Below are 19,941 nucleotides of genomic sequence, written 5' to 3'. Positions count from 1 at the left end.
GAAGGCCAACGCGGTGATACGCGCTGGCCTCTTCCCCTATTTATCCGCGCAACTGCGCCCCCCACAGTTCCTCTGCCCGCTTCGCCGCCGCTAGACGGGCCTCATTGGCCTCGGCATCCGTCAGCGTGCGATCACCGGCGCGGAAGAGTAACGAGAAGGTCAAGGACTTCTTGCCCTCCCCCACGGAGTCCGCACGGTAAACGTCAAAGAGCTGCACCGATTCCAGCAGGTCTCCGCCGCCCTCCACAAGGGCGCGGCGTACCTCCTCCACGGCCACCTTCTCCTCCACCACCAAGGCGATGTCCTGGTAAAGGGCCGGGAAAGCCGAAAGCACCGGAGCCGGAGCGTGCTCCTTAAACGGCAGAGCCGTGATGTCCAACTCCATCGCGCACAGGCGCGGGGGCAGGTTCATCGCTTCGAGTACCTGCGGGTGAAGTTCGCCCGCATGGCCCACCACGTGGCCGTCGATAGCCAAAGCCGCGCAGCGGCCAGGGTGCCAGGGCTGCTGCTGTGCCTGGTGCACCTCCAATTCCAGCCCAGCGGCACGGGCCACAATCCGCGCCGATTCGATGGCGTCCGCGTAGGTATAAGCGCGGCCCTCGCCCCAGGGACCCGCGTACTCGATATTGCCGCCGCCCACCGTGGCCACGTGCAGAGGTTGCTCCGGTAGAGAGTCCACCACCTCGCGCACCTGCTCTGCTGAGGGCCGCGAATCCACCGAGGGCATGGGGGTTCGCTCGCCGCGCTTGAAGGCCACCTGCTGCACGCCAAAAAGGCTGAGGTCGGTGCGGCCGCGAGCGGCATTGCGTCCCACCGCCTCCAACATGGCGGGGAGCAAGGTGGTGGCCAGCACCGCGTGATCGGCTTCCAAGGGGTTGCGCACGCTCACGGTGTTGCGGCGGGGGTCATCCGCCTCAAGGTTCCACTGCTCAAAAACCTCCGCAGAGATAAACGGGGAGGGCAAGATTTCCGCGTAGCCGTGGTAGGCCAGGGCATGCCCGATGGAGCGGCGTCGGCGTTGCGCGGCGGTGAGTCCACGCCCGCCCTTGGGGGTGGGCAGGATGGAGGGAATATCCTCCAAACCCTCCAGGCGCAGCACCTCCTCCACGAGGTCGGCGTCCATCGTGATGTCCCCGCGCCAGGTGGGCGGGGTAACCAACAGGTCCTCACCCTCCTCGGTGACCTCGCAGCCCACCTCCCGCAGGCGATTGACCACGGTCTCAGTGCTGTACTCCACCCCGGCCACCTGAGCCGGGCGGCGCTGTGCCATGCGAATCTGCGGCATGGCGGGAATCTCCCCCACCAGGGTTCGGCCGGGCTCGGCCACCCCACCGGCGATGCTCACCAGCAGGTCACAGGCCAGGTCCAACGCCGGTTCCACCAGCGCGGGATCGACGCCCCGCTCGAAGCGACGGGAGGATTCCGAGCTGAGCTTGTGGCGGCGGCTGGTGCGTGCCACGGTGAGGGTATCCCAGGTGGCGGCCTCAAAATACACATCGGTGGTGCTATCCCCGATCTCCGAGGTAGCCCCGCCCATCACGCCGGCGAGCGATTGGATGCCGTTCGCATCACAGATCACCACGTCCTCCGGGTGGAGTTCGCGCTCCACATGATCCAGGGTGGTGAGCTTTTCGCCCAGCTCGGCCTGGCGCACGTGAAGATCGCCGGAGATCACCCCGGCGTCGAAAGCATGCATGGGCTGGCCGAGCAGGAACATCACGTAGTTGGTCACGTCCGTGGCGGCATTGACGGGGCGTGCACCGAAGGCCATGAGTTCGCGCTGCAACCAGAAGGGAGAGGTGGCGGCGGGGTTAATGCCGCTGACCTTGCGCAGGCCAAAGCGCCGTGCCTTGGTGGCCTCCTCCACGGTGACCTTGATGAGGTCTGCCGTGGATACCGAGGCCTGCTCAGAGGCCTGCTGCGGAGCGCGGGCAGCGGGGTCCTCGAAGCGGAGGTCGAAGGCCGAGGCCAGTTCCCTGGTCAGGCCGCGCACGCTCAGCGCATAGCCACGGTCCGGGGTGACGTTGACGTCAAAGATCACATCGTCGAGCCCCAGGATGGCGCGGGCGTCCTCTCCGGGGGTGCCCTCGTCCAAGATGATGATGCCATCGGTGGACTTATCGGTGAGCCCCAGCTCCGTGGCCGAGCAGATCATGCCGTTAGAGATGTGATCGTAGGTTTTGCGCGCCGCGATCTTGAAGCCCCCAGGGAGCTCGGCCCCAGGTAGCGATACCGCCACAAGGTCGCCCTCGGCAAAATTGCGGGCACCGCAGATAATGCCCTGCAATTCCCCGGTGCCATTGGCCTGGCCCACATTCACCTGGCAGTAACGAATGGGCTTTTTAAAACCAGTGAGTTCCTCGATGTGCTCCACGCGGCCCACCACCAGCGGGCCAGTGGTTTCCGGAATCGGAGCATAACCCTCGGTTTCAAAGCCCACGCGGACAAAGCCGGAATCGAGTTCTGCGGGGCTCACCTTCCAACCAGGATTGTGCTTGGAGAGTTCTCGGGTAATGAGATTTTGGGAAATAAGCATGGTTTTCTCCTTGAGCTGTGCGGGGCCTTAAGCCTGAATACCAAAGGGCAGGGTGAAGCGAATATCGCCTTCCACCATGTCCCGCATATCGGAAAGCCCATTACGGAATTGCAGGGTGCGCTCTAGGCCCATGCCAAAGGCAAAACCAGAGTATTCCTGTGGATCCACCCCTACGGCACGCAGCACATTGGGATTGACCATGCCGCAGCCGCCCCACTCGATCCAGCCCGCACCGCCCTTCTTATTGGGGAACCACACGTCCACCTCGGCGGAGGGCTCGGTGAAGGGGAAGTAATTGATGCGCATGCGGGTGCGCGTCTCCGGGCCAAAGAGCTCCTTAGCCAGGTGATCGAGGGTGCCGCGCAGGTGCGCCATCGTCAGCCCCTTATCCACCGCCAGCCCCTCTACCTGGTGGAACACCGGGGTGTGGGTGGCGTCCAACTCATCGGTGCGGAAAACGCGCCCCGGGCAGGCGATATAAAGCGGAACCTCGCGTTCCAGCATGGTGCGCACCTGCACGGGAGAGGTGTGGGTGCGCAGCACCTGGCGAGAATCCTCGGCACCCACGTAGAAGGTGTCCTGAAGAGTGCGCGCGGGGTGATCGGGAATGAAGTTCAAGGCATCGAAGTTGAAGTACTCCGCCTCCACCTCGGGCCCCTCGGCAATCTCCCAACCCATGCCCACAAAAATATCCGCGATGGCCTCGCTCAGCGTGGTAATCGGGTGCAGGGCGCCGGTCTGGCTGCGCGTGGTGGGCACGGTAACGTCCACCGTCTCCCGGCGCAGCACGGCCTCGGCGTGCTGGCGTTCCAGCACCTCTTTGACCTCGGCATAATGCTTCTCCGCTCGGCCTCGGGCCTGGTTCACCAGGCGGCCGGCGTCCTTGCGCAGGGCCTTGGGCAGGGAACCCAGCGCGCGGCGGGCCTGCATGATGGGCGCGCTATCGGAGAGGTGATCCCTGCGCGCCTGGGCCAACTCTTCCAGGTTCTTTGCAGCCTCGAAGGCCCCCAGTGCCACCTGCGCGGCGCGGTTGAGGGCTTCCTCGGTTATCTCCGGTGCGGAGTGCTCGGATTGTTGCTCAGCCACCGTGTACTCTTCCTGCTCTCTCGTATCTCTTGGACTCGTTTATTCTAGTCCGGCCACCCGGGCCTGCGTTCGGGCAGACTCATAAAGGCATATCGACGCCGCCGTGGCCAGATTCAGCGATTCCGCCCGGCCCCGAATGGGAATACGCACCCGGTGGTCGGCCTGACTCAACAACTCCTCCCCTAATCCGTGCGCCTCGTTGCCAAAGAGCCAGGCGGTGGGGGCTTCGAGGAGATCGCCGGCTTCATCGAGATCTACCTCTCCATCGGCGGCCGTCGCCAGTATCTGTAGCCCGCGGCTGCGCAGGGAATCCATCACCGCCTCCACCTGAGTTTCCCGCGATACCGGGAGGTGAAAGAGAGACCCTGCCGAGGAACGCACCACCTTATTGCCCAGGGGGTCCACCGTCTCTCCGGCAAAAACCACGGCGTTCGCCCCCATCGCATCGGAAACCCGAATCAGCGTGCCCGCGTTGCCGGGGTCCGAGGTGTGCACCGGCACCGACACCAAACGGGGCGTGCCCGTGAGTGCTCGCTTCATGGGCCACAGCACCGGATCGCAGACCGCGAAGATGCCGGTGGTGGTCACGGTATCGGATAGGGAACGCGCCGCCTTATCGCTGATCGGGTGCACGTACACGCTGAGGTACTGGGCGGATTTCACGATAGCCTCGTAGCGCTGCGCCGCCTGTTCGGTGACGTACACGTCCCGGGCGGCCCCCGTGGTCACCGCCGCTTCCACCGCGTTTTCCCCCTCCACGAGGAAGGCCTTTGCTTTGCGACGAGCCGCCGCCCGATGGAGCTTGGCCGCCGCGACGATGCGCGGGGTGCGCTCCGTAAAGGGAGCGGAGAAATCAAGAGACATGGCCCCGAGGATACCTGGGGCTAGATGAGTTCCCGCCCATAGGGATCGGTGGCATAGGTGCCCGAGCGCAGCAGAATCATCACGAACTCCACGAAAGCCCAGATCTTCACGGCGATCACGATGGGAATACCGATGAGAACGATAGATAGGGCGTATCCCACGATGGCGATGACGAGCTGAATAATAGCCCGCTGGCGGTATCCCAGATAAAAATTATGCACGCCGAACTCGCCCAAAAAGAAAGCCAAAAGGGCCGCCGCAATATAAGAACGCGGCGCCGGTAGCGGTTCTTGAAGATACTCAGGTGAGGTATATTGCTGGCCAAACTGCGGCATAGTCATGGTTATCCAGGATAAACGAATCCCCGCCAGCATGCACTGGCGGGGATTTTTATGGCAAGATCCGTTTTAGGCGGCCTTGGCCTTGGGGGCGTTCACGTCCTCCGGCAGAGCAGCCTTAGCCTTCTCGCAGATGGCAGAGAAGGTGGCAAAGTCATTCACAGCCAGCTCGGCCAGGATCTTGCGATCCACCTCGATCTCGGCCAGCTTGAGGCCCTGGATCAGGCGGTTGTAGGTGATGCCGTTCATACGAGCGGCGGCGTTGATGCGCTGAATCCACAGCTTACGGAACTCGCGCTTGCGGGCGCGACGATCCCGGTAAGAGTAGGTCATGGAGTGCAGCCACTGCTCCTTGGCCTTGCGATACAGGCGGGAGCGCTGACCACGGTAGCCCTTGGCGGACTTCAGGATTTCGCGACGCTTCTTCTTGGCATTCACTGACCGCTTAACACGTGCCACGGTAATACTCTTCTTTCAAATCTCGTTGGTGGTGTAGGGACAAGCGGCCTTTTAGGCCTGGCCGAGGAGACGCTTCACGCGCTTGGTATCCGGCTTGGCAACATCCACCGTGCCCTTGAGGCGACGGGTGCGGGTGGAGGGCTTGCCCTCCAACAGGTGACGGCGACCAGCCTGCTCACGACGCAGCTTTCCGGTGCCGGTCTTTTTGATGCGCTTAGCGGTGCCCTTGTGGGTCTTTTGCTTCATGGCTCGATCCTTACAATCCCTGATTAACGTGTTTACTTCTTACCCTTGCGAACCGGCCCCAGAACCATCGTCATGTTCCGGCCGTCCTGCTTGGGTTTCATTTCCACGACGCCCACTTCCTCGACGTCCTGGGCCAACCGATCCAGCAAGCGGAACCCCAGCTCCGGGCGAGACTGCTCACGGCCGCGGAACATGATCGTTACCTTGACCTTGGAGCCCTTCTCTAGGAACCGGACTACATTACCCTTCTTCGTCTCATAATCGTGATCGTCGATTTTGGGACGAAACTTCTGCTCTTTGACTACAGTCTGCTGCTGGTTCCGGCGTGCCTCGCGGGCCTTTTGATCCTGCTCGTACCGGTACTTCCCGTAGTCCATGATCTTGCAGACCGGGGGCTTGGCCTTGGGGGCGACCTCAACGAGGTCCAGATCAGCTTCGTAGGCCAGCTTGCGGGCATCATCAGTACGGACAATGCCTACCTGTTCCCCACCGGGGCCAACGAGGCGAACCTCGGGAACTCGGATTCGCTCATTAATGCGAGCTTCAGCGCTGATGTGTACTCCTCAAGTAGCAGGGTAAATAGTGTCATTCGTACCGCAACACATTTGGATATACATACCCAATGAAAAACCTGCATGTGTGCGCACATGCAGGAGAACATTACCGTTACAGAGTTCTTCTATAACATGACCCGTGGCCTACCTTTCTAAAAGGCGGCGTGGGGTGGGATGATCTCCTCTTGCGGCCCAAGCATAACGCTCTGGGCGGTAGTAACTGGCACTATAGCGGCTTTATACGGGGGTCGCAAATCAGCAGCGGGAACCGCCCTTGAGCTTTCCCTCCGCCAACAATTCCCGCAGACCACGAGCTATATCGTCAAGCATCGCTCGCCCCTCAGATTCCTGATCGTCCTGGGGATGCACATACATGGCAATACCAACCCCCTCCACTGTTCCCAGTTGGCGCATAGTAAATACACCGTCATCGTCCGGGCCCCAACCCCCCTTAAAGGCAGAACCCTCTAAGAGCCCCAGGCCGTACTTGTGCTCCTCGGATATTTCCCCCATCAATTCCACCACCGGATCGGCGCTGTCAATACACGCCAGGTGAGAGGCAAAGAGCGCCTGACCACTCAGAGGCCACGAGACCTCACCAAAAGACACATTCGAGCTATGCCCCCACTGCCGGGCCACGTCCGTGGGGTCACCCGCCTGAGAAAGAACCTTTTGCACGGCAGCGCTGGCCTCCGTGCTGCTGCCCAAGGAATCCCAGAGTTCCACCGAGGCATCATTATCGGAATAAGTGATGGCCGCTCGGGCAGTATCATCATCCGCCGTGCCCTCCTGGTAGGCGGCGATAGCAATGGGCACCTTGATCGTGGACCACGCGGCGCTATGCCCCGGATCGCCAGCGGAGTACACCTGCCCCCCGGATACCACCGCTATCCCGGCTTGACCTCCATGATGGGCGATGGCCCCCTCCACGATACGGCGCAGCTCCTTGCCCAGCTCGCTGCTTCCAGGCTCAGCCCCTCCACGCTCAGAGCCGGAAGATTTCTCCGTACTGGTGGATAAAGATTCCACGCGCGCAACGGGAGCGGGTTCGGTGGTAGGAGCACACGCTGTACACAGAGCGCTCACGACGATAGACGCGCCGATCATGCGGCATCGACTCACGGTGTAGGGCCTCCCCACGGGCAGATTTTTGGGAACGCCCCATCATAGCCTCAGAGCAAGTCCTTGAGAAAACGCCCAGTATGTGTACCTTCTGTGGCTGCCACGTCCTCCGGCGTGCCTTGAGCCACCACGCGGCCACCGCCAGAACCTCCCTCAGGCCCCATATCCACAATCCAGTCCGCAGACTTAATCACGTCCAGGTTGTGCTCAATGATGATGACGGAATTGCCCTTATCCACCAGGCCTTGAATCACCAGGAGAAGTTTGCGGATGTCCTCAAAGTGCAGGCCCGTGGTGGGTTCATCGAGGATATACACGGTGCGCCCATTGGAACGCTTTTGCAGTTCACTGGCCAGTTTCACGCGCTGGGCCTCACCGCCGGAAAGCGTGGTGGCCGATTGCCCCAGGCGCACATAGCCCAGCCCCACCTCCACCAGCGTATTGAGGTAGCGGTGAATGGAGGTGATGGATTCAAAGAAGCCCGCGGCCTCGGAGATAGGCATATCCAATACCTCCGCGATGTTCTTGCCCTTGTAGGTCACCTCTAGGGTCTCGCGGTTGTAGCGCGCGCCGCCGCAGGCCTCACAGGGCACGTACACATCGGGAAGGAAGTTCATCTCGATCTTGATGGTGCCGTCACCCTGGCAGGCCTCGCAGCGCCCACCCTTGAGGTTGAAGGAGAAGCGCCCGGCCTTATAGCCGCGCACCTTGGCCTCCGGGGTTTCGGCAAAGAGGGTGCGGATTTTATCGAATACGCCGGTGTAGGTGGCCGGATTGGAGCGCGGGGTACGCCCGATGGGCGATTGATCCACCTGCACCAACTTATCCAGGTGCTCCATTCCCTCTACGCGGCGAGCACGCCCTGGCACCTGGCGAGCACGGTTGAGCTCATTGGCCAGCACCTTGGCCAGAATCTGATTGACCAGCGTGGACTTTCCGGAGCCCGAAACACCCGTGACGCAGGCCAATACACCCAGGGGAATCTCCACATTGATGCCCCGGAGGTTGTTCTCCCTGGCGCCTACCACCTTGAGCATGCGGGAGCGGTCAATGGGGCGGCGTTGCTCTGGAACTCCGATCTCCCGGCGCCCGGAAAGATAGGCGCCGGTGATTGAATCCTCCGATTTCAGTATTCCCTCGGGTGCACCCTGATAGACCACCTCGCCACCGTATTCTCCGGCGCGCGGCCCCACGTCCACCAGCCAATCCGCGGCTCGGATGGTGTCCTCATCGTGCTCCACCACGATGAGGGTGTTGCCCAGATCGCGCAAGCGCTCCAGGGTGCCGATGAGGCGCTGATTATCCCGCTGGTGCAGGCCAATAGAGGGTTCATCAAGTACGTAGAGCACACCGGCCAGGCCGGAACCAATCTGGGTGGCCAGGCGAATACGCTGGGCCTCACCACCGGAAAGCGTGCCCGCAGAGCGATTCAAAGTGAGGTAATTGAGCCCCACGTCCAGCAGGAAACGCAGCCGAGCCTGAATCTCCTTGAGCACCGCCCCGGCAATCATCTCCTCGCGCTTACCCAGCACGAGGGTATCCAAAAAGCCAAAGGCGTCCTCAATGCTCAGCTCCGTGAGCCCGGCAATAGAAAGCTCCCCCTTCTCCGAGGCCAGGCGCACCGCCAGAATCTCCGGGCGCAGGCGCGCCCCCTGACAGGTGGGGCAGGCCACCTGGCGGGTATAGGCCAGGAACTTTTCACGGACGTTCTCGCTGGTGGTCTCCTCCATCTTGCGCTTGAGGTAGCCCATCACGCCTTCAAAGGGAGCCGTCCATTGCCTCATGCGGCCATAACGGTTCTTATAGCGCACCGTCACCTCGGTGGCGGTGCCGTTAATGAGGGCGTCGCGCTGCTGCTTGGTGAGCGCCGAATACGGGTCCTTGGGGTGGAACCCCAGGGCGTTACCCAGGCCCTCCACGAGTTTTTCAAAGTACTTGTGGTTGGGGCTGGTATGCCAGGGCTGTACCGCCTGGCTCACGGGCGCCTCGGGATCGGGAATGAGCAGGTCCTCATCAATCTCCATCGTGGTGCCCAGGCCATCGCAGGCCGGGCAGGCACCGAAGGGACTGTTAAAGGAAAAGGCGCGCGGCTCCAACTCCTCCACCTGCAAGGCATGCCCATTGGGGCAGGCCAACTTCTCAGAAAAGCGGCGCACCCGCTGCGGATCGTCCTCGGGCAGGCCCACGAACTCCAGGGCCACTACCCCATCGGCCAATCCCAGGGCGGTCTCCACCGATTCCGTGAGCCGCTGCTTTTGGGATTGCTTGACCTGGAGGCGATCTACCACCACATCAATATCGTGCTTGATCTGCTTCTTAAGGGTGGGAGGATCGCTCAGTGGGTACACCTGCGCGTCCACCCGCACGCGGGAATATCCCTGGGCCGCAATGTCCTCAAAGAGGTCCACGAACTCCCCCTTGCGGCGACGCACCACGGGGGCAAGAACCTGGAACTTCATCCCCTCTTCCAGGGCCAAAACCTGGTCTACGATCTGCTGCGGGGTCTGGCGCTCAATGGGGGCGTCGCACGTGGGGCAATGCGCGGTACCGGCGCGGGAGAAGAGCAGGCGCAGGTAATCGTAGATTTCCGTGATGGTGCCCACCGTGGAGCGCGGGTTACGGTTGGTGGATTTCTGGTCGATGGACACCGCAGGGGAAAGGCCCTCGATAAAGTCCACATCGGGTTTATCCATCTGGCCCAAAAACATGCGGGCATAGCTGGACAGTGATTCGATATAGCGGCGCTGCCCCTCGGCAAAGATGGTGTCAAAGGCCAGGGAGGATTTTCCCGATCCAGAAAGCCCGGTGAATACCACCATCGACTCCCTGGGAAGATCAACGTCTACCCCCTTGAGGTTGTGCTCCCGCGCACCCCGCACTACCAGGCGATCAGCCACAGCGTGTTCCATCCCTTCCACCGTTGAATCAACTGCACTCGAACATACCAACGATACGCACCGCCGCGCCAGCATCATTACTCTGTTGCTTATGAGCGAATTGCGCCTGCACCAGATTTCCGTGTCCAGCATGGACAATAATTGCTATCTCCTGGCCGCCCAGGGCGAGGGTTTGCTTATCGACGCCGCCGATAACGCCCCCGCGCTCCTCGATCTGGCGCGCGAGGCCGGGGTAAAAATTACCAAGGTTCTCACCACTCATCGGCACAAAGATCACACCAGGGCGCTAGCCGAGGTATTAGAGGCCACCGAGGCCACCCACTATGCCCCCTTCCTCGATTCCCCCGCGCTCCCCTGCCCGGTAGACGTGGAGCTCAACCACGGCGATGTGATCCACCACGCCGACCATGATTTCCCCGTGACCATCCTGCGCGGTCATACCCCCGGAGGAGCCGCCCTCACCGCCACGATCGGGGGTGCTACCCACCTCTTCGTGGGCGATAGCCTTTTCCCCGGCGGATTGGGAAAAACGACGTCGGAAAGCGATTTTGCAAGGCTATACAAAGACGTTACTACCAGGATCTTCGACGTGTACGAGGACTCCGCGCTCGTCCACCCCGGCCACGGCGCGGCCACTACTTTAGGGGAGGAGCGCCCTCACCTGCGGGTGTGGTGGGAACGCCGCTGGTAAAGCAACGCTAAAATAGCTCATCGTACCCAAATCTCTTTATGAAGGAGTGTGCGCAATGATCCGCAAACTCGCTCGCCCCGCGCTGGCATCGGTGTATGTTGCCGACGGCGTCGATACCCTGCTGAACACCGCTGACCACGTCGATGCCACCGAATCCGTGCTCAACCGCACTCGTTCCGTGCTGCCGCGCAAGTATGCCCGCCAGATTCCCCAGGACCCCGAACTGGTAGCCCGCACCGCGGGTGGCCTCAAGGTAGGCGCGGGTTCCTTGCTCGCCCTGGGCAAGCTGCCCCGCCTTTCCGCCACCACCCTGGCGCTGCTGGCCGTGCCCACCATCGTGGGCCGCCACGCCTTCTGGGAGACCCAGGAGCCGGAGGAAAAGAGCACCCGCCGCAATGGCTTCCTCACCGACGTCGCCCTGCTCGGCGGCCTGGCTATCACCAGCCTGGATAACGGTGGCAAGCCAGGCCTGAGCTACCGCGCTTCCGAGGCCGTCAAGTCCGCCACCACCTCCGCTAACGAGAATGGTTCTGCCATCAAGGAGTACGTGGAGGAAAACAAGGACGATTGGTTGGCCGCCGCCCGCGATAACGCCGAGGCTGCCAAGAAGAAGGTCGTCAAGGCCGCAGCCAAGGCCCAGGATAAGGCCGAGGCCGCTGCTAACAGCAAGAAGGCGAATAAGCTGCAAAAGCGCGCCACCAAGGCCTTGAAGAAGGCCCAGAAGAAGCTCAAGAACTTCGAGTTCTAAAAGGGTGCCGCCACATTCCTCTTACTCGGTGTAACCTTGACGGTTCCATAACGAGCCAAGGAGGATGTGCGTGCACAACAGCGAAGAGATCCGCCGCGAACAGGACTACGTGGATACCCTGTTCGCGCGCCTCGACGCAGAAGTAACCCAGGCCAATGAGCGCCTGCGGGAGATCGCGCTGAACATTGACCCCGCCAATCCCAAGGCGGAGGCCTTGGTGCAGCGTGAGACGGAATATCACTCGCTCAATGCCAAGCTAGATCGCCTGAACCTGGCGCAGATGGGCTTGGTTTTTGGCCGCATTGATATTGAGGGGGAAGGCGATAACCCCATCGGGGAGGGAATGGATCGCCGCTACATCGGCCGCATGGGCCTCGATGACCGCGAGGACCATTACCGCACCCTGCTGCTGGACTGGCGCGCTCCGATGGCCCGCCCCTTTTATCTGGCTACCACCGCACATCCCGAGGGCGTGCACCTGCGCCGCCATATCCGTACCAAGGGCCGCGAGGTCATCAGCATTGATGACGAGCATCTTTCCGGTGCCACTGGCCCCGGGGCAGAAGAACGCGGCGGAGTGGCCGGGGAGGCCGCCCTGCTTCATGCCATGCAGCGCGCCAGAACCGGCAAGATGCGCAATATCGTGGAGACGATTCAGCGCGAGCAAGACGAAATCATCCGCGACGATACCCGCGGGGTGCTCGTGGTAGAAGGCGGCCCCGGCACCGGCAAAACCGCCGTGGCCCTGCACCGCGTGGCCTATCTGCTCTACACCTGGCGCGAGCATCTGGCCCGCACCGGCGTGCTCATCGTGGGGCCCAATCGCACCTTTCTGGATTACATCTCCCACGTGCTCCCGGAGCTGGGAGAAACCGGCGTGGTGCTCTCCACCGTGGGCGAGCTCTATCCCGGCATGGTGCCCAGCCGCCAGGAGAGCCTGCTCTCCCAGGAAATCAAGGGCTCCGAGGAGATGGCGGTGATCCTGGCCGAGGCCGTCAAGGACCTCCAGCGCGTTCCCGATGAGGTGGTTCGCCTGCGCATCGACTCCCTCGACCTGGACATCGAGCCCGGCATGGTGAAAAAGTCGCGCACCCGCGCCCGGCGTTCCCGACGCCCCCACAACGAGGCCCGCGGTATCTTCCGCGAGCACCTCATCGAGCAGATCGCTCAGCAGATGGCCACCCGCATCGGAGCCGACCCCTTGGGTGGAAAAAACCTCCTCTCCCGCGCGGACGTCGATCAGCTCCACGATGACCTCGCGGAGGAACCAGCCGTGCTCGACCTCCTCGATGAGTTCTGGCCCGTGCTCACCCCCGGGGGCGTTCTTTCCGGACTCCTCGATTCCCCAGAGACCATCGCGCGCGTGGCCCGCGACTATGACGAGGAAACCCACCGCGCTCTGCTGCGCACCGAAAACGGCTGGGCTGCTTCCGACGCCGCCCTGCTCGATGAACTCGCTCACCTGCTGGGCGAGCCACCGGCAGTATCCGCCCAGGAAGAGGAACAACGCCGCATCGAAGAGGCCCAAGAGACCCTGGATATTCTCCAGGGCTCGGCGGTCACCGATAACGATGAGGTCTTTGAGGCCGAATACCTGGGGGCCTACGACGTCATTGACGCCCAGACCCTCGCTACCCGCCAGGAAGAGCGCGATATCCGCACCACCGCGCAGCGTGCCGGAGCGGATCGCACCTGGGCCTTCGGGCACATCATCGTCGATGAGGCCCAGGAACTCACTCCGATGGAATGGCGCATGATTTTCCGGCGCAGTCCCTCCCGATGGATGACGCTGGTGGGCGACCTCGCCCAAACCGGCTCTCCGGCCGGGGTAGATTCCTGAGAACAAGCCTTAGAGCCCTTCGTGGGCCAGCGCTTCCGCCACCACACCCTGAGCATTAATTACCGCACCCCGGCGGAAATCATGGAGGTGGCCGCCGAGGTATTGCGCGACATTGATCCCGAGGCCATTCCCGCCACCGCGATACGCTCCACCGGTATCCCCGTGCGGCATGTATCGGAGATACCACCGCGGCCGGAGGACGGGCGCTCCCACATCGTTATTACCCCCGATAACGTGAGCAATATTAAGGGTTTGGAGTTTGACCACGTGATCGTGGTACAACCCCAGGAGATTGTGGCGGCCTCACCCCAGGGCCGCCAGAACCTCTACGTGGCTATCACTCGCGCCACGCAGACGCTCACCATCGTGGACTAGGTTCTCCCCTAGTTCACGGTGTGGACGATCATGACGTCGCAATCGGACTGCCGGGCCACATCGGCCGGCACCGATCCGAGGAGACGGCCCGTGAGCGAGTTGATACCGCGATTACCCACGATGAGCAGATCCGCCTGGCTCTCGTTCACAATCTCCATCAACGCCTGCACCGGGGTCCCCCGGCGGATAGCGGTCTCCACCTTCTGCGCACCCGTTTCACGGGCGTGCTCTGCGGCAGCATCCAGATTCTTATGAGCCGGATCATTGCCCAGAATGGTCACGGAATCCTGGCGGAGGGTCTGGGAGGCTTCTTCCTTGCTCTCGTAGTAAGCGCAGCCGATGATGAGAGTGGCATCAAACGCCGCCGCAATCTTCGCGGCGCGCTCCACAGCCAGCATGGAGGACTTGGAGCCATCGGTGCCTACAACGATCTTCTGATAATTCTCGCTCATGAACCTTCCCTCTACGTTGAGATATTCGCTATCTAGCTTACGCCTGCTCTGTGTTCACGATCATCACATCCACCGGAGATTTCCGCGCCACGCCAGTGGGAATATTGCCGAAGATGCGTCCTGAAAGGCTGTGCATCCCCTTATTGCCCAGTACCAAGAGGTCCGCCTCCTTCTCCTTGGCCGCCTCCGTGAGCGCCACGATGGGGGCACCCGAGGTTTTGTACAGCTCAATGTCTGCGGCGCCCTCTTCCTCCGCCACCACACGAGCTTCTTCCAGGTACTCATCCGCCCGCTGCTTGCTCACCACGGGGACCGCCGTGGCCTCGGAGCCGGGGGAATTGAGCACAGAGCCGGAGGCCTCGTAATAGGCGCAGATGAGCACCAGTTTCGCCTCATAGACTCGGGCCAAACTAGCAGCCTTGCGCACCGCCACCAAGGCGGTATCGGAGCCATCGGTGCCGGAGGCCACGGTGTTGTACTTAATCATGCTTGCTCGCTTTCTCAGTCATGTTCTCAGTCATGTTTACATTCCCATTTCCTTGATACCACGCAGCTCCTTCTTCAGATCTGCGATCTCATCGCGCAGGCGACCAGCCAACTCAAACTTCAAATCTCGGGCGGCCTCCCGCATCTGAGCGGTGAGGTCGTCGATGAGCTTTTGCACCTCATCGGCGGGCATATCCTTCGCATTCGGACGCTCGGCCACCGCTGCGGAACCGGCATCGCCTTCCTCGCGTTCGTAGACCTGATCCAAGATGTCCGCAATCTTCTTGCGCAGCGGCTGGGGATCAATGCCGTGTTCCTTGTTATAGGCGATCTGCTTGGCCCGGCGGCGTTCCGTCTCGTCCAGGGCGTACTGCATGGAATCCGTCACGGAATCGGCGTACATGATGACCGTGCCCGAGACGTTACGGGCCGCGCGTCCAATCGTCTGAATCAGGGAACGCTCGGAGCGCAGGAAGCCCTCTTTATCCCCATCCAAAATCGCCACGAGGGATACCTCGGGAAGGTCCAGGCCCTCGCGCAGGAGGTTAATACCCACCAACACGTCAAACTCACCCAGGCGCAATTGGCGCAGCAATTCCACGCGCTGCAAGGTATCAATATCGGAGTGCAAATACCGCACCTTAATGCCGTTTTCTAGGAAGTAATCGGTGAGGTCCTCCGCCATCTTTTTCGTCAGCGTGGTTACCAATACGCGCTCGTCCTTGCGGGTGCGGGTGCGTATCTCATCCATGAGGTCATCAATCTGTCCCTTGGTGGGCCGCACGTCAATGGTGGGGTCCACCAGACCCGTGGGGCGGATCACCTGTTCCACAAACTCGCCGCCGGAGGCCGCCATCTCATAATCACCAGGAGTGGCGGAGAGATAGACCGTCTGGCCCACCCGATCTTCAAACTCATCGAAGGTCAGCGGGCGATTATCCACCGCTGAAGGCAGGCGGAATCCAAACTCCACGAGGTTGCGCTTGCGCGACATATCCCCCTCGTACATGCCCCCAATTTGGGGAACCGTCACGTGCGACTCGTCGATGATGGTGAGGAAGTCCTCGGGGAAATAGTCGATGAGCGTGGCCGGGGCGGAGCCCGCCTCGCGCCCATCAATATGGCGCGAGTAATTCTCGATACCGGAGCAAAAGCCCACCTGCTCGATCATCTCCAGATCGTATTCGGTGCGCATGCGCAGGCGCTGGGCTTCCAGCAACTTACCGCGGTTTTCCAAATCCGCCAGGCGCTCCGAAAGCTCAATTTTGATCTCCGAAACCGCCTTTTCCATGCGCTCCGGTCCCGCCACATAATGCGTGGCGGGGAAGATACGCAGCTGATCTACCTTGCGTACTTCTTCCCCCGTCACCGGGTGAATGTAATACAGGGAATCAATCTCATCGCCAAAGAACTCCACCCGCACCGCCACTTCCTCGTAGGCGGGAATGATGTCCACCGTATCGCCCTTCACTCGGAAGGAACCCCGAGCCAAGGCCACATCGTTACGGTCGTATTGAATATCCACCAGCAGGCGCAAAAAGCGGTCGCGCTCTACCTCTTCTCCCACTTCGAGCACCACCGAGCGATCTAAATAAGATTGCGGGGTACCCAGGCCATAAATGCAAGAAACAGAGGCCACCACCACGACATCGCGGCGCGAAAGCAAAGAGGAGGTGGCACGGTGGCGCAGCCGCTCCACATCCTCGTTAATGGAGGAATCCTTTTCGATATAGGTATCCGTCTGCGCGATATAGGCCTCCGGCTGGTAGTAATCGTAATAACTCACGAAGTACTCCACCGCGTTATGAGGCAACAGTTGGCGCAATTCATTGGCTAACTGCGCCGCCAGGGTCTTATTGGGGGCCATCACCAACGTGGGCCGCTGTTGCTGCTCAATCAGCCAGGCCGCCGTGGCGGATTTACCCGTGCCGGTGGCCCCCAAAAGCACCACGTCGCGCTCCCCCTTGCGCAGGCGCTCATCGAGTTCCTTAATCGCCGTGGGCTGATCTCCCGCTGGTTCATATTCGGAGACCACCTCAAAGGGCTTATCCGAGCGTTCAATCTCGCCCACCGGGCGAAACTCGGAATGGGATAGAACGGGGTGCTCAGCAGCAAAGGCCATAGGAAATAGTGTAGCGCCCCGCGCTTAACCCATATTCGCCAGCGCCTCGGGGTCCATCCACATCAGCTCCCAGCCGTGCCCATCGGGATCGTCGAAAGCCGCCCCGTACATCGGCCCCTCCTCATGAGGCTCCTTGGTGATAAGCCCACCGGCCTCGCGGGCGCGATTGACCAGGGTGGTGACGTCCTCGGCGGAATCCATCGAGATGCACACCAAGGCCTCGCGCGGGCCACCCGAGGCAACCGTCTCCCGCGAGTGGAAAGAAGCAAAGCGCTCCCGCTCCAGCAGCATCACCACGATGTGATCGCTCACTTCAAAGGACGCGGTGGATTCATCGCGGAAAACCTGGTTTTCCACGAATCCCAGCGCGCGGTAGAACTCCACCGCAGCCTTCACATCCGCCACGGGAAGATTGATAAACACCATGTCATGCCGCAGCCTCTCGGTCATAAGCGCATGATCCTTTCTATTAATTCCTGCACCTGAGATTCCAGAGCCGCCAGGCTACCACTGTTATCTATGAGCACGTCGGCTGCGGCATTGCGGGTGGCGTCGTCGATCTGCGCGGCTATACGACGCCGCGCGTCCTCCGGTTCCATGCCGCGCCCGCGCAGGCGCTCCACGCGGAGATCGGCGGGCACATCCACCACCACGGTGAGATCCATACCCCTGTGCAGGCCCTTATCCACCAGCAGAGGCATGTCATAGATCACCGCGCTGGCGCCCGCTGCTTCCGCCTGAGCAAAGCGGCGGGCGGTCTCTTCCTCAATGCGCGGGTGCATGATCGAGTTGAGGAGTTCGGTGCTCTCCGGCGTGGCAAAGGCGATGCCCGCCAGGCCCGCACGGTTGAGGGAGCCATCGGGATTCAAGATTTCCGCCCCAAAGGCTTCCGCGAGTTCCGCCAGGGCGGGCTGGCCGGGCTCCACGATGTCCCGCGCAATCTGATCCGCGTCCACCACCGGCAGACCCTGCTGTTCAAGCAACGCCGCCACGGTGGATTTCCCGCTGCCGATTCCCCCGGTGAGCCCGACCTTCTTCATCTCTTAAACCGCCTCGGTTTCCTTGGCCGCCACCTCTAGCAGGGCGTCGCCGGGGGCTACCTCGGTGGCCGAGGTGGCGTCGATAGCACCCCACTTCTTGTGGTTGGTCACCAGCACCGGAGTCACGGGGCTGTAGCCCGCGGCCTCGATGGCGGCGCGATCAAAGCGCACCAGGGGCTGCCCGGCGCTCACGCGATCGCCCTTGGCCACCAACAGTTCAAAGCCCTTGCCCTCCATATTCACGGTGTCAATGCCGATGTGAATGAGCAATTGCAGGCCATTATCCATTTTCAGGCCCACCGCGTGCCCGGTGGGGAAAGCAGCCATGACCTTCCCCTCCCCAGGGGCCACCACGGTATCCCCGCTGGGATCAATGCCCACGCCCTTGCCCACGGCACCGGCGGCGAAGGCGGCATCGGGGACCTCCGCAAGGGGCAGCACGCGGCCCGCGAGCGGGGCTGCCACGGAAGCGCTTTGCGACGCCGCCGCCGCGGGGGCGTCGGCGGCTGCGATACGCTCTTCCTCGGCCTCGTTGGCGGCCTCGCGCTCGGCGGCGATCTGGGCACGCACCTCCTCGCGCTCCTCCTTGGTGCGGTAATCCAGCAGCAGGGTGAGTGCGAAGGAGGTGGCGAAGGCTGCCGCGATGGCGAGGGAATAACCGTAGGTCGGGTCCATCGCGGTGACGGTGAGCAGGGAGGTAAACACGAAGGCATAGGCCTTAACGTTGAAGATACCCATGATGATGCCGCCCACGAGGCAGCCTGGGAGCAGGCGCCAGTAGGACTTGCGGAAGCGCAGCAGCACGCCGTAGAGGGAGGGCTCCGAGATGCCGCCGAGGAGGCCGGCGAACATGCCACCCGCGGAGACCTGGCGCATGGACTTATTGCCCTCGCGCCAGGAAATCACCATTACGGCGGTGACCACGCCGAAGCAGGCAAAGTTCCAGGCGCCCATCGGGCCCTGAATGAAGTCATAACCCAGCGTATTGATGTTCACGATCATGATGGCGTTGAGTGGCCAGTGCAGGCCCAACGGCACCAGGAAGGGGTAGATCAGCGGAATGACCACGGCCAGGATGAAGGGCGAGAGATCGTTGAGCCAGTAGAGGCCGTCCGCGATGGCATTGCCCACGCCGATACCGATGGGCCCCATGATGAAGGCCGTGGCCGGAATGAGGATCAGCAGGGAGATGAAGGGCACAAAGACCATCTGTATCGCCGCCGGAATGATCTTCTTCAAGCCCTTTTCCACAAAGTACAAGGCGATGGCCGCCAGCAGCGGCGGGAATACCTGGCCACCATAATCCTGAATGGTCATGGGCAGGCCGAATACATCCACCTGATACTGCATCTCACCGGCCACCGAGGTGGGAATCTCCCGGGCAACATCCTTGAGCCCGATGAACTCCGGGGTGAGCAGGGCCGCGGGGATCGCCGCCCCCACCCACTCATTGGCACCGAGCTTGCGGGCCGCGGTAGCGCCCACCATGATCGGCAGGAAGCAGAACACGGACTTCCACATGGCGTGCATGAACTGGTAGGTGGGAGGCTGCTCGCTCATGGGGGCGCGGAAATCCTGGAGCCCAAACCGATCAGCAAGCACCAGCATGGTGATGATGAGAGAGGCACCCAGGAGCGCCCAGAGCACCGGGCGGAAGGTATCGGAGAGGAACTCAAAGGCGTAGTCCACCCAGGAGTACTTGCTGCGCACTCCACCGTATTCCTTCTTGGCCGGGGCTTTATCGGATTCTCCCCGGTCCGCCATCGCGGGATCGCGCATGATCGCGCCGTAATAGTCAGCCACGCCCCCGCCCATGATTACTTGCAAACCAGTGCTGCCCTGCTTCACCACGCCGAGCACGGCAGGGTCCTTTTCCAGGGCTGCTACGTCCACCTGGTTTTGATCGTGGAGCTGAAAGCGCAGGCGAGTCGCACAATGGGTGAGGGAGGATACGTTATCCGCACCACCAATTTCTTTAAGAATGTGCTGCGAGGTCGCCGCCGTTGTGGAGGCCATAAAGCGTTCACCTTTCCAGAGAACAACGCAAATATGCCCCATCATAGAACGAAAGGACCGCCCGGCTCA

17 protein-coding genes and 1 pseudogene are annotated in these 19,941 nt (G+C 61.8%); 3 read left to right on the top strand and 15 right to left on the bottom strand.

Annotated features, from left to right (window positions below):
* Positions 1–40 precede the first annotated feature (40 nt).
* The 9 genes from pheT to uvrA all read right to left on the bottom strand — a co-directional run bounded on the left by pheT (position 41) and on the right by uvrA (position 10,102).
* The gene (gene pheT, locus Clow_RS06700) at positions 41–2,536 is read right to left on the bottom strand and encodes a phenylalanine--tRNA ligase subunit beta (protein ID WP_055177996.1); all 2,496 of its coding nucleotides are present in this window, start codon (positions 2,534–2,536) and stop codon (positions 41–43) included.
* A gap of 27 nt (positions 2,537–2,563) precedes the next feature.
* Positions 2,564–3,622 carry a phenylalanine--tRNA ligase subunit alpha gene (gene pheS / locus Clow_RS06695; RefSeq protein WP_055177995.1) on the bottom strand — a complete coding sequence of 353 codons (1,059 nt, stop codon included), beginning with the start codon at positions 3,620–3,622 and terminating at the stop codon, positions 2,564–2,566.
* A 39-nt stretch (positions 3,623–3,661) separates the two neighbouring features.
* Entirely contained in the window at positions 3,662–4,486 is an 825-nt protein-coding gene (locus tag Clow_RS06690) for a TrmH family RNA methyltransferase (RefSeq protein ID WP_055177993.1), read from the bottom strand.
* 20 nt (positions 4,487–4,506) lie between these two features.
* Positions 4,507–4,827 carry a TM2 domain-containing protein gene (locus Clow_RS06685; protein WP_156334716.1) on the bottom strand — a complete coding sequence of 107 codons (321 nt, stop codon included), beginning with the start codon at positions 4,825–4,827 and terminating at the stop codon, positions 4,507–4,509.
* A 66-nt stretch (positions 4,828–4,893) separates the two neighbouring features.
* The gene (rplT, locus tag Clow_RS06680; protein WP_055177989.1) at positions 4,894–5,283 is read right to left on the bottom strand and encodes a 50S ribosomal protein L20; all 390 of its coding nucleotides are present in this window, start codon (positions 5,281–5,283) and stop codon (positions 4,894–4,896) included.
* Between the two features lie 51 nt (positions 5,284–5,334).
* Entirely contained in the window at positions 5,335–5,529 is a 195-nt protein-coding gene (gene rpmI / locus Clow_RS06675) for a 50S ribosomal protein L35 (RefSeq protein WP_018118582.1), read from the bottom strand.
* Positions 5,530–5,561: 32 nt separating this feature from the next.
* Positions 5,562–6,083, bottom strand: a complete 522-nt coding sequence (gene infC, locus Clow_RS06670) for a translation initiation factor IF-3 (protein WP_082418577.1) — start codon at positions 6,081–6,083, stop codon at positions 5,562–5,564.
* A gap of 255 nt (positions 6,084–6,338) precedes the next feature.
* On the bottom strand, positions 6,339–7,112 hold the full coding sequence (locus Clow_RS06665) for a serine hydrolase (RefSeq protein ID WP_156334714.1): 774 nt from the start codon (positions 7,110–7,112) through the stop codon (positions 6,339–6,341).
* A gap of 143 nt (positions 7,113–7,255) precedes the next feature.
* Positions 7,256–10,102: an excinuclease ABC subunit UvrA gene (gene uvrA / locus Clow_RS06660; protein ID WP_055178044.1), complete on the bottom strand. Its 2,847-nt coding sequence runs from the start codon at positions 10,100–10,102 to the stop codon at positions 7,256–7,258.
* Positions 10,103–10,193: 91 nt separating this feature from the next.
* Between uvrA and Clow_RS06655 the strand changes: the two genes are divergently transcribed.
* From Clow_RS06655 to Clow_RS06645, 3 genes and pseudogenes are all read left to right on the top strand, one after another.
* Positions 10,194–10,793 (top strand): MBL fold metallo-hydrolase, encoded by a 600-nt coding sequence (locus tag Clow_RS06655; protein ID WP_055177979.1) that lies wholly within the window; start codon positions 10,194–10,196, stop codon positions 10,791–10,793.
* 55 nt (positions 10,794–10,848) lie between these two features.
* Positions 10,849–11,541: a DoxX family protein gene (locus Clow_RS06650; RefSeq protein ID WP_055177977.1), complete on the top strand. Its 693-nt coding sequence runs from the start codon at positions 10,849–10,851 to the stop codon at positions 11,539–11,541.
* A gap of 64 nt (positions 11,542–11,605) precedes the next feature.
* Positions 11,606–13,756 (top strand): annotated as a pseudogene (locus Clow_RS06645) (HelD family protein).
* An 8-nt stretch (positions 13,757–13,764) separates the two neighbouring features.
* Here Clow_RS06645 and Clow_RS06640 read toward each other — a convergent pair.
* The 6 genes from Clow_RS06640 to Clow_RS06615 are packed head-to-tail and all read right to left on the bottom strand — an operon-like array spanning position 13,765 to position 19,872.
* The gene (locus Clow_RS06640) at positions 13,765–14,208 is read right to left on the bottom strand and encodes a universal stress protein (RefSeq protein WP_055177975.1); all 444 of its coding nucleotides are present in this window, start codon (positions 14,206–14,208) and stop codon (positions 13,765–13,767) included.
* Positions 14,209–14,245: 37 nt separating this feature from the next.
* Complete coding sequence (locus Clow_RS06635) at positions 14,246–14,695, bottom strand: universal stress protein (RefSeq protein ID WP_055177973.1); 450 nt, start codon at positions 14,693–14,695, stop codon at positions 14,246–14,248.
* A 36-nt stretch (positions 14,696–14,731) separates the two neighbouring features.
* Positions 14,732–16,816 carry an excinuclease ABC subunit UvrB gene (uvrB, locus tag Clow_RS06630; RefSeq protein ID WP_055177971.1) on the bottom strand — a complete coding sequence of 695 codons (2,085 nt, stop codon included), beginning with the start codon at positions 16,814–16,816 and terminating at the stop codon, positions 14,732–14,734.
* Positions 16,817–16,840: 24 nt separating this feature from the next.
* Positions 16,841–17,266, bottom strand: a complete 426-nt coding sequence (locus Clow_RS06625) for a VOC family protein (protein ID WP_055177969.1) — start codon at positions 17,264–17,266, stop codon at positions 16,841–16,843.
* Positions 17,263–17,856 carry a dephospho-CoA kinase gene (coaE, locus tag Clow_RS06620; protein WP_055177968.1) on the bottom strand — a complete coding sequence of 198 codons (594 nt, stop codon included), beginning with the start codon at positions 17,854–17,856 and terminating at the stop codon, positions 17,263–17,265. The genes Clow_RS06625 and coaE overlap by 4 nt, the downstream gene beginning before the upstream one ends.
* 3 nt (positions 17,857–17,859) lie before the next feature.
* The gene (locus Clow_RS06615) at positions 17,860–19,872 is read right to left on the bottom strand and encodes a glucose PTS transporter subunit IIA (RefSeq protein WP_055177966.1); all 2,013 of its coding nucleotides are present in this window, start codon (positions 19,870–19,872) and stop codon (positions 17,860–17,862) included.
* Between the last annotated feature and the right edge of the window lie 69 nt (positions 19,873–19,941).

This window comes from Corynebacterium lowii (assembly GCF_001412085.1).
In the GTDB taxonomy this organism is placed as follows: domain Bacteria; phylum Actinomycetota; class Actinomycetes; order Mycobacteriales; family Mycobacteriaceae; genus Corynebacterium; species Corynebacterium lowii.
This window is presented reverse-complemented; position numbering and strand designations above follow the sequence as displayed.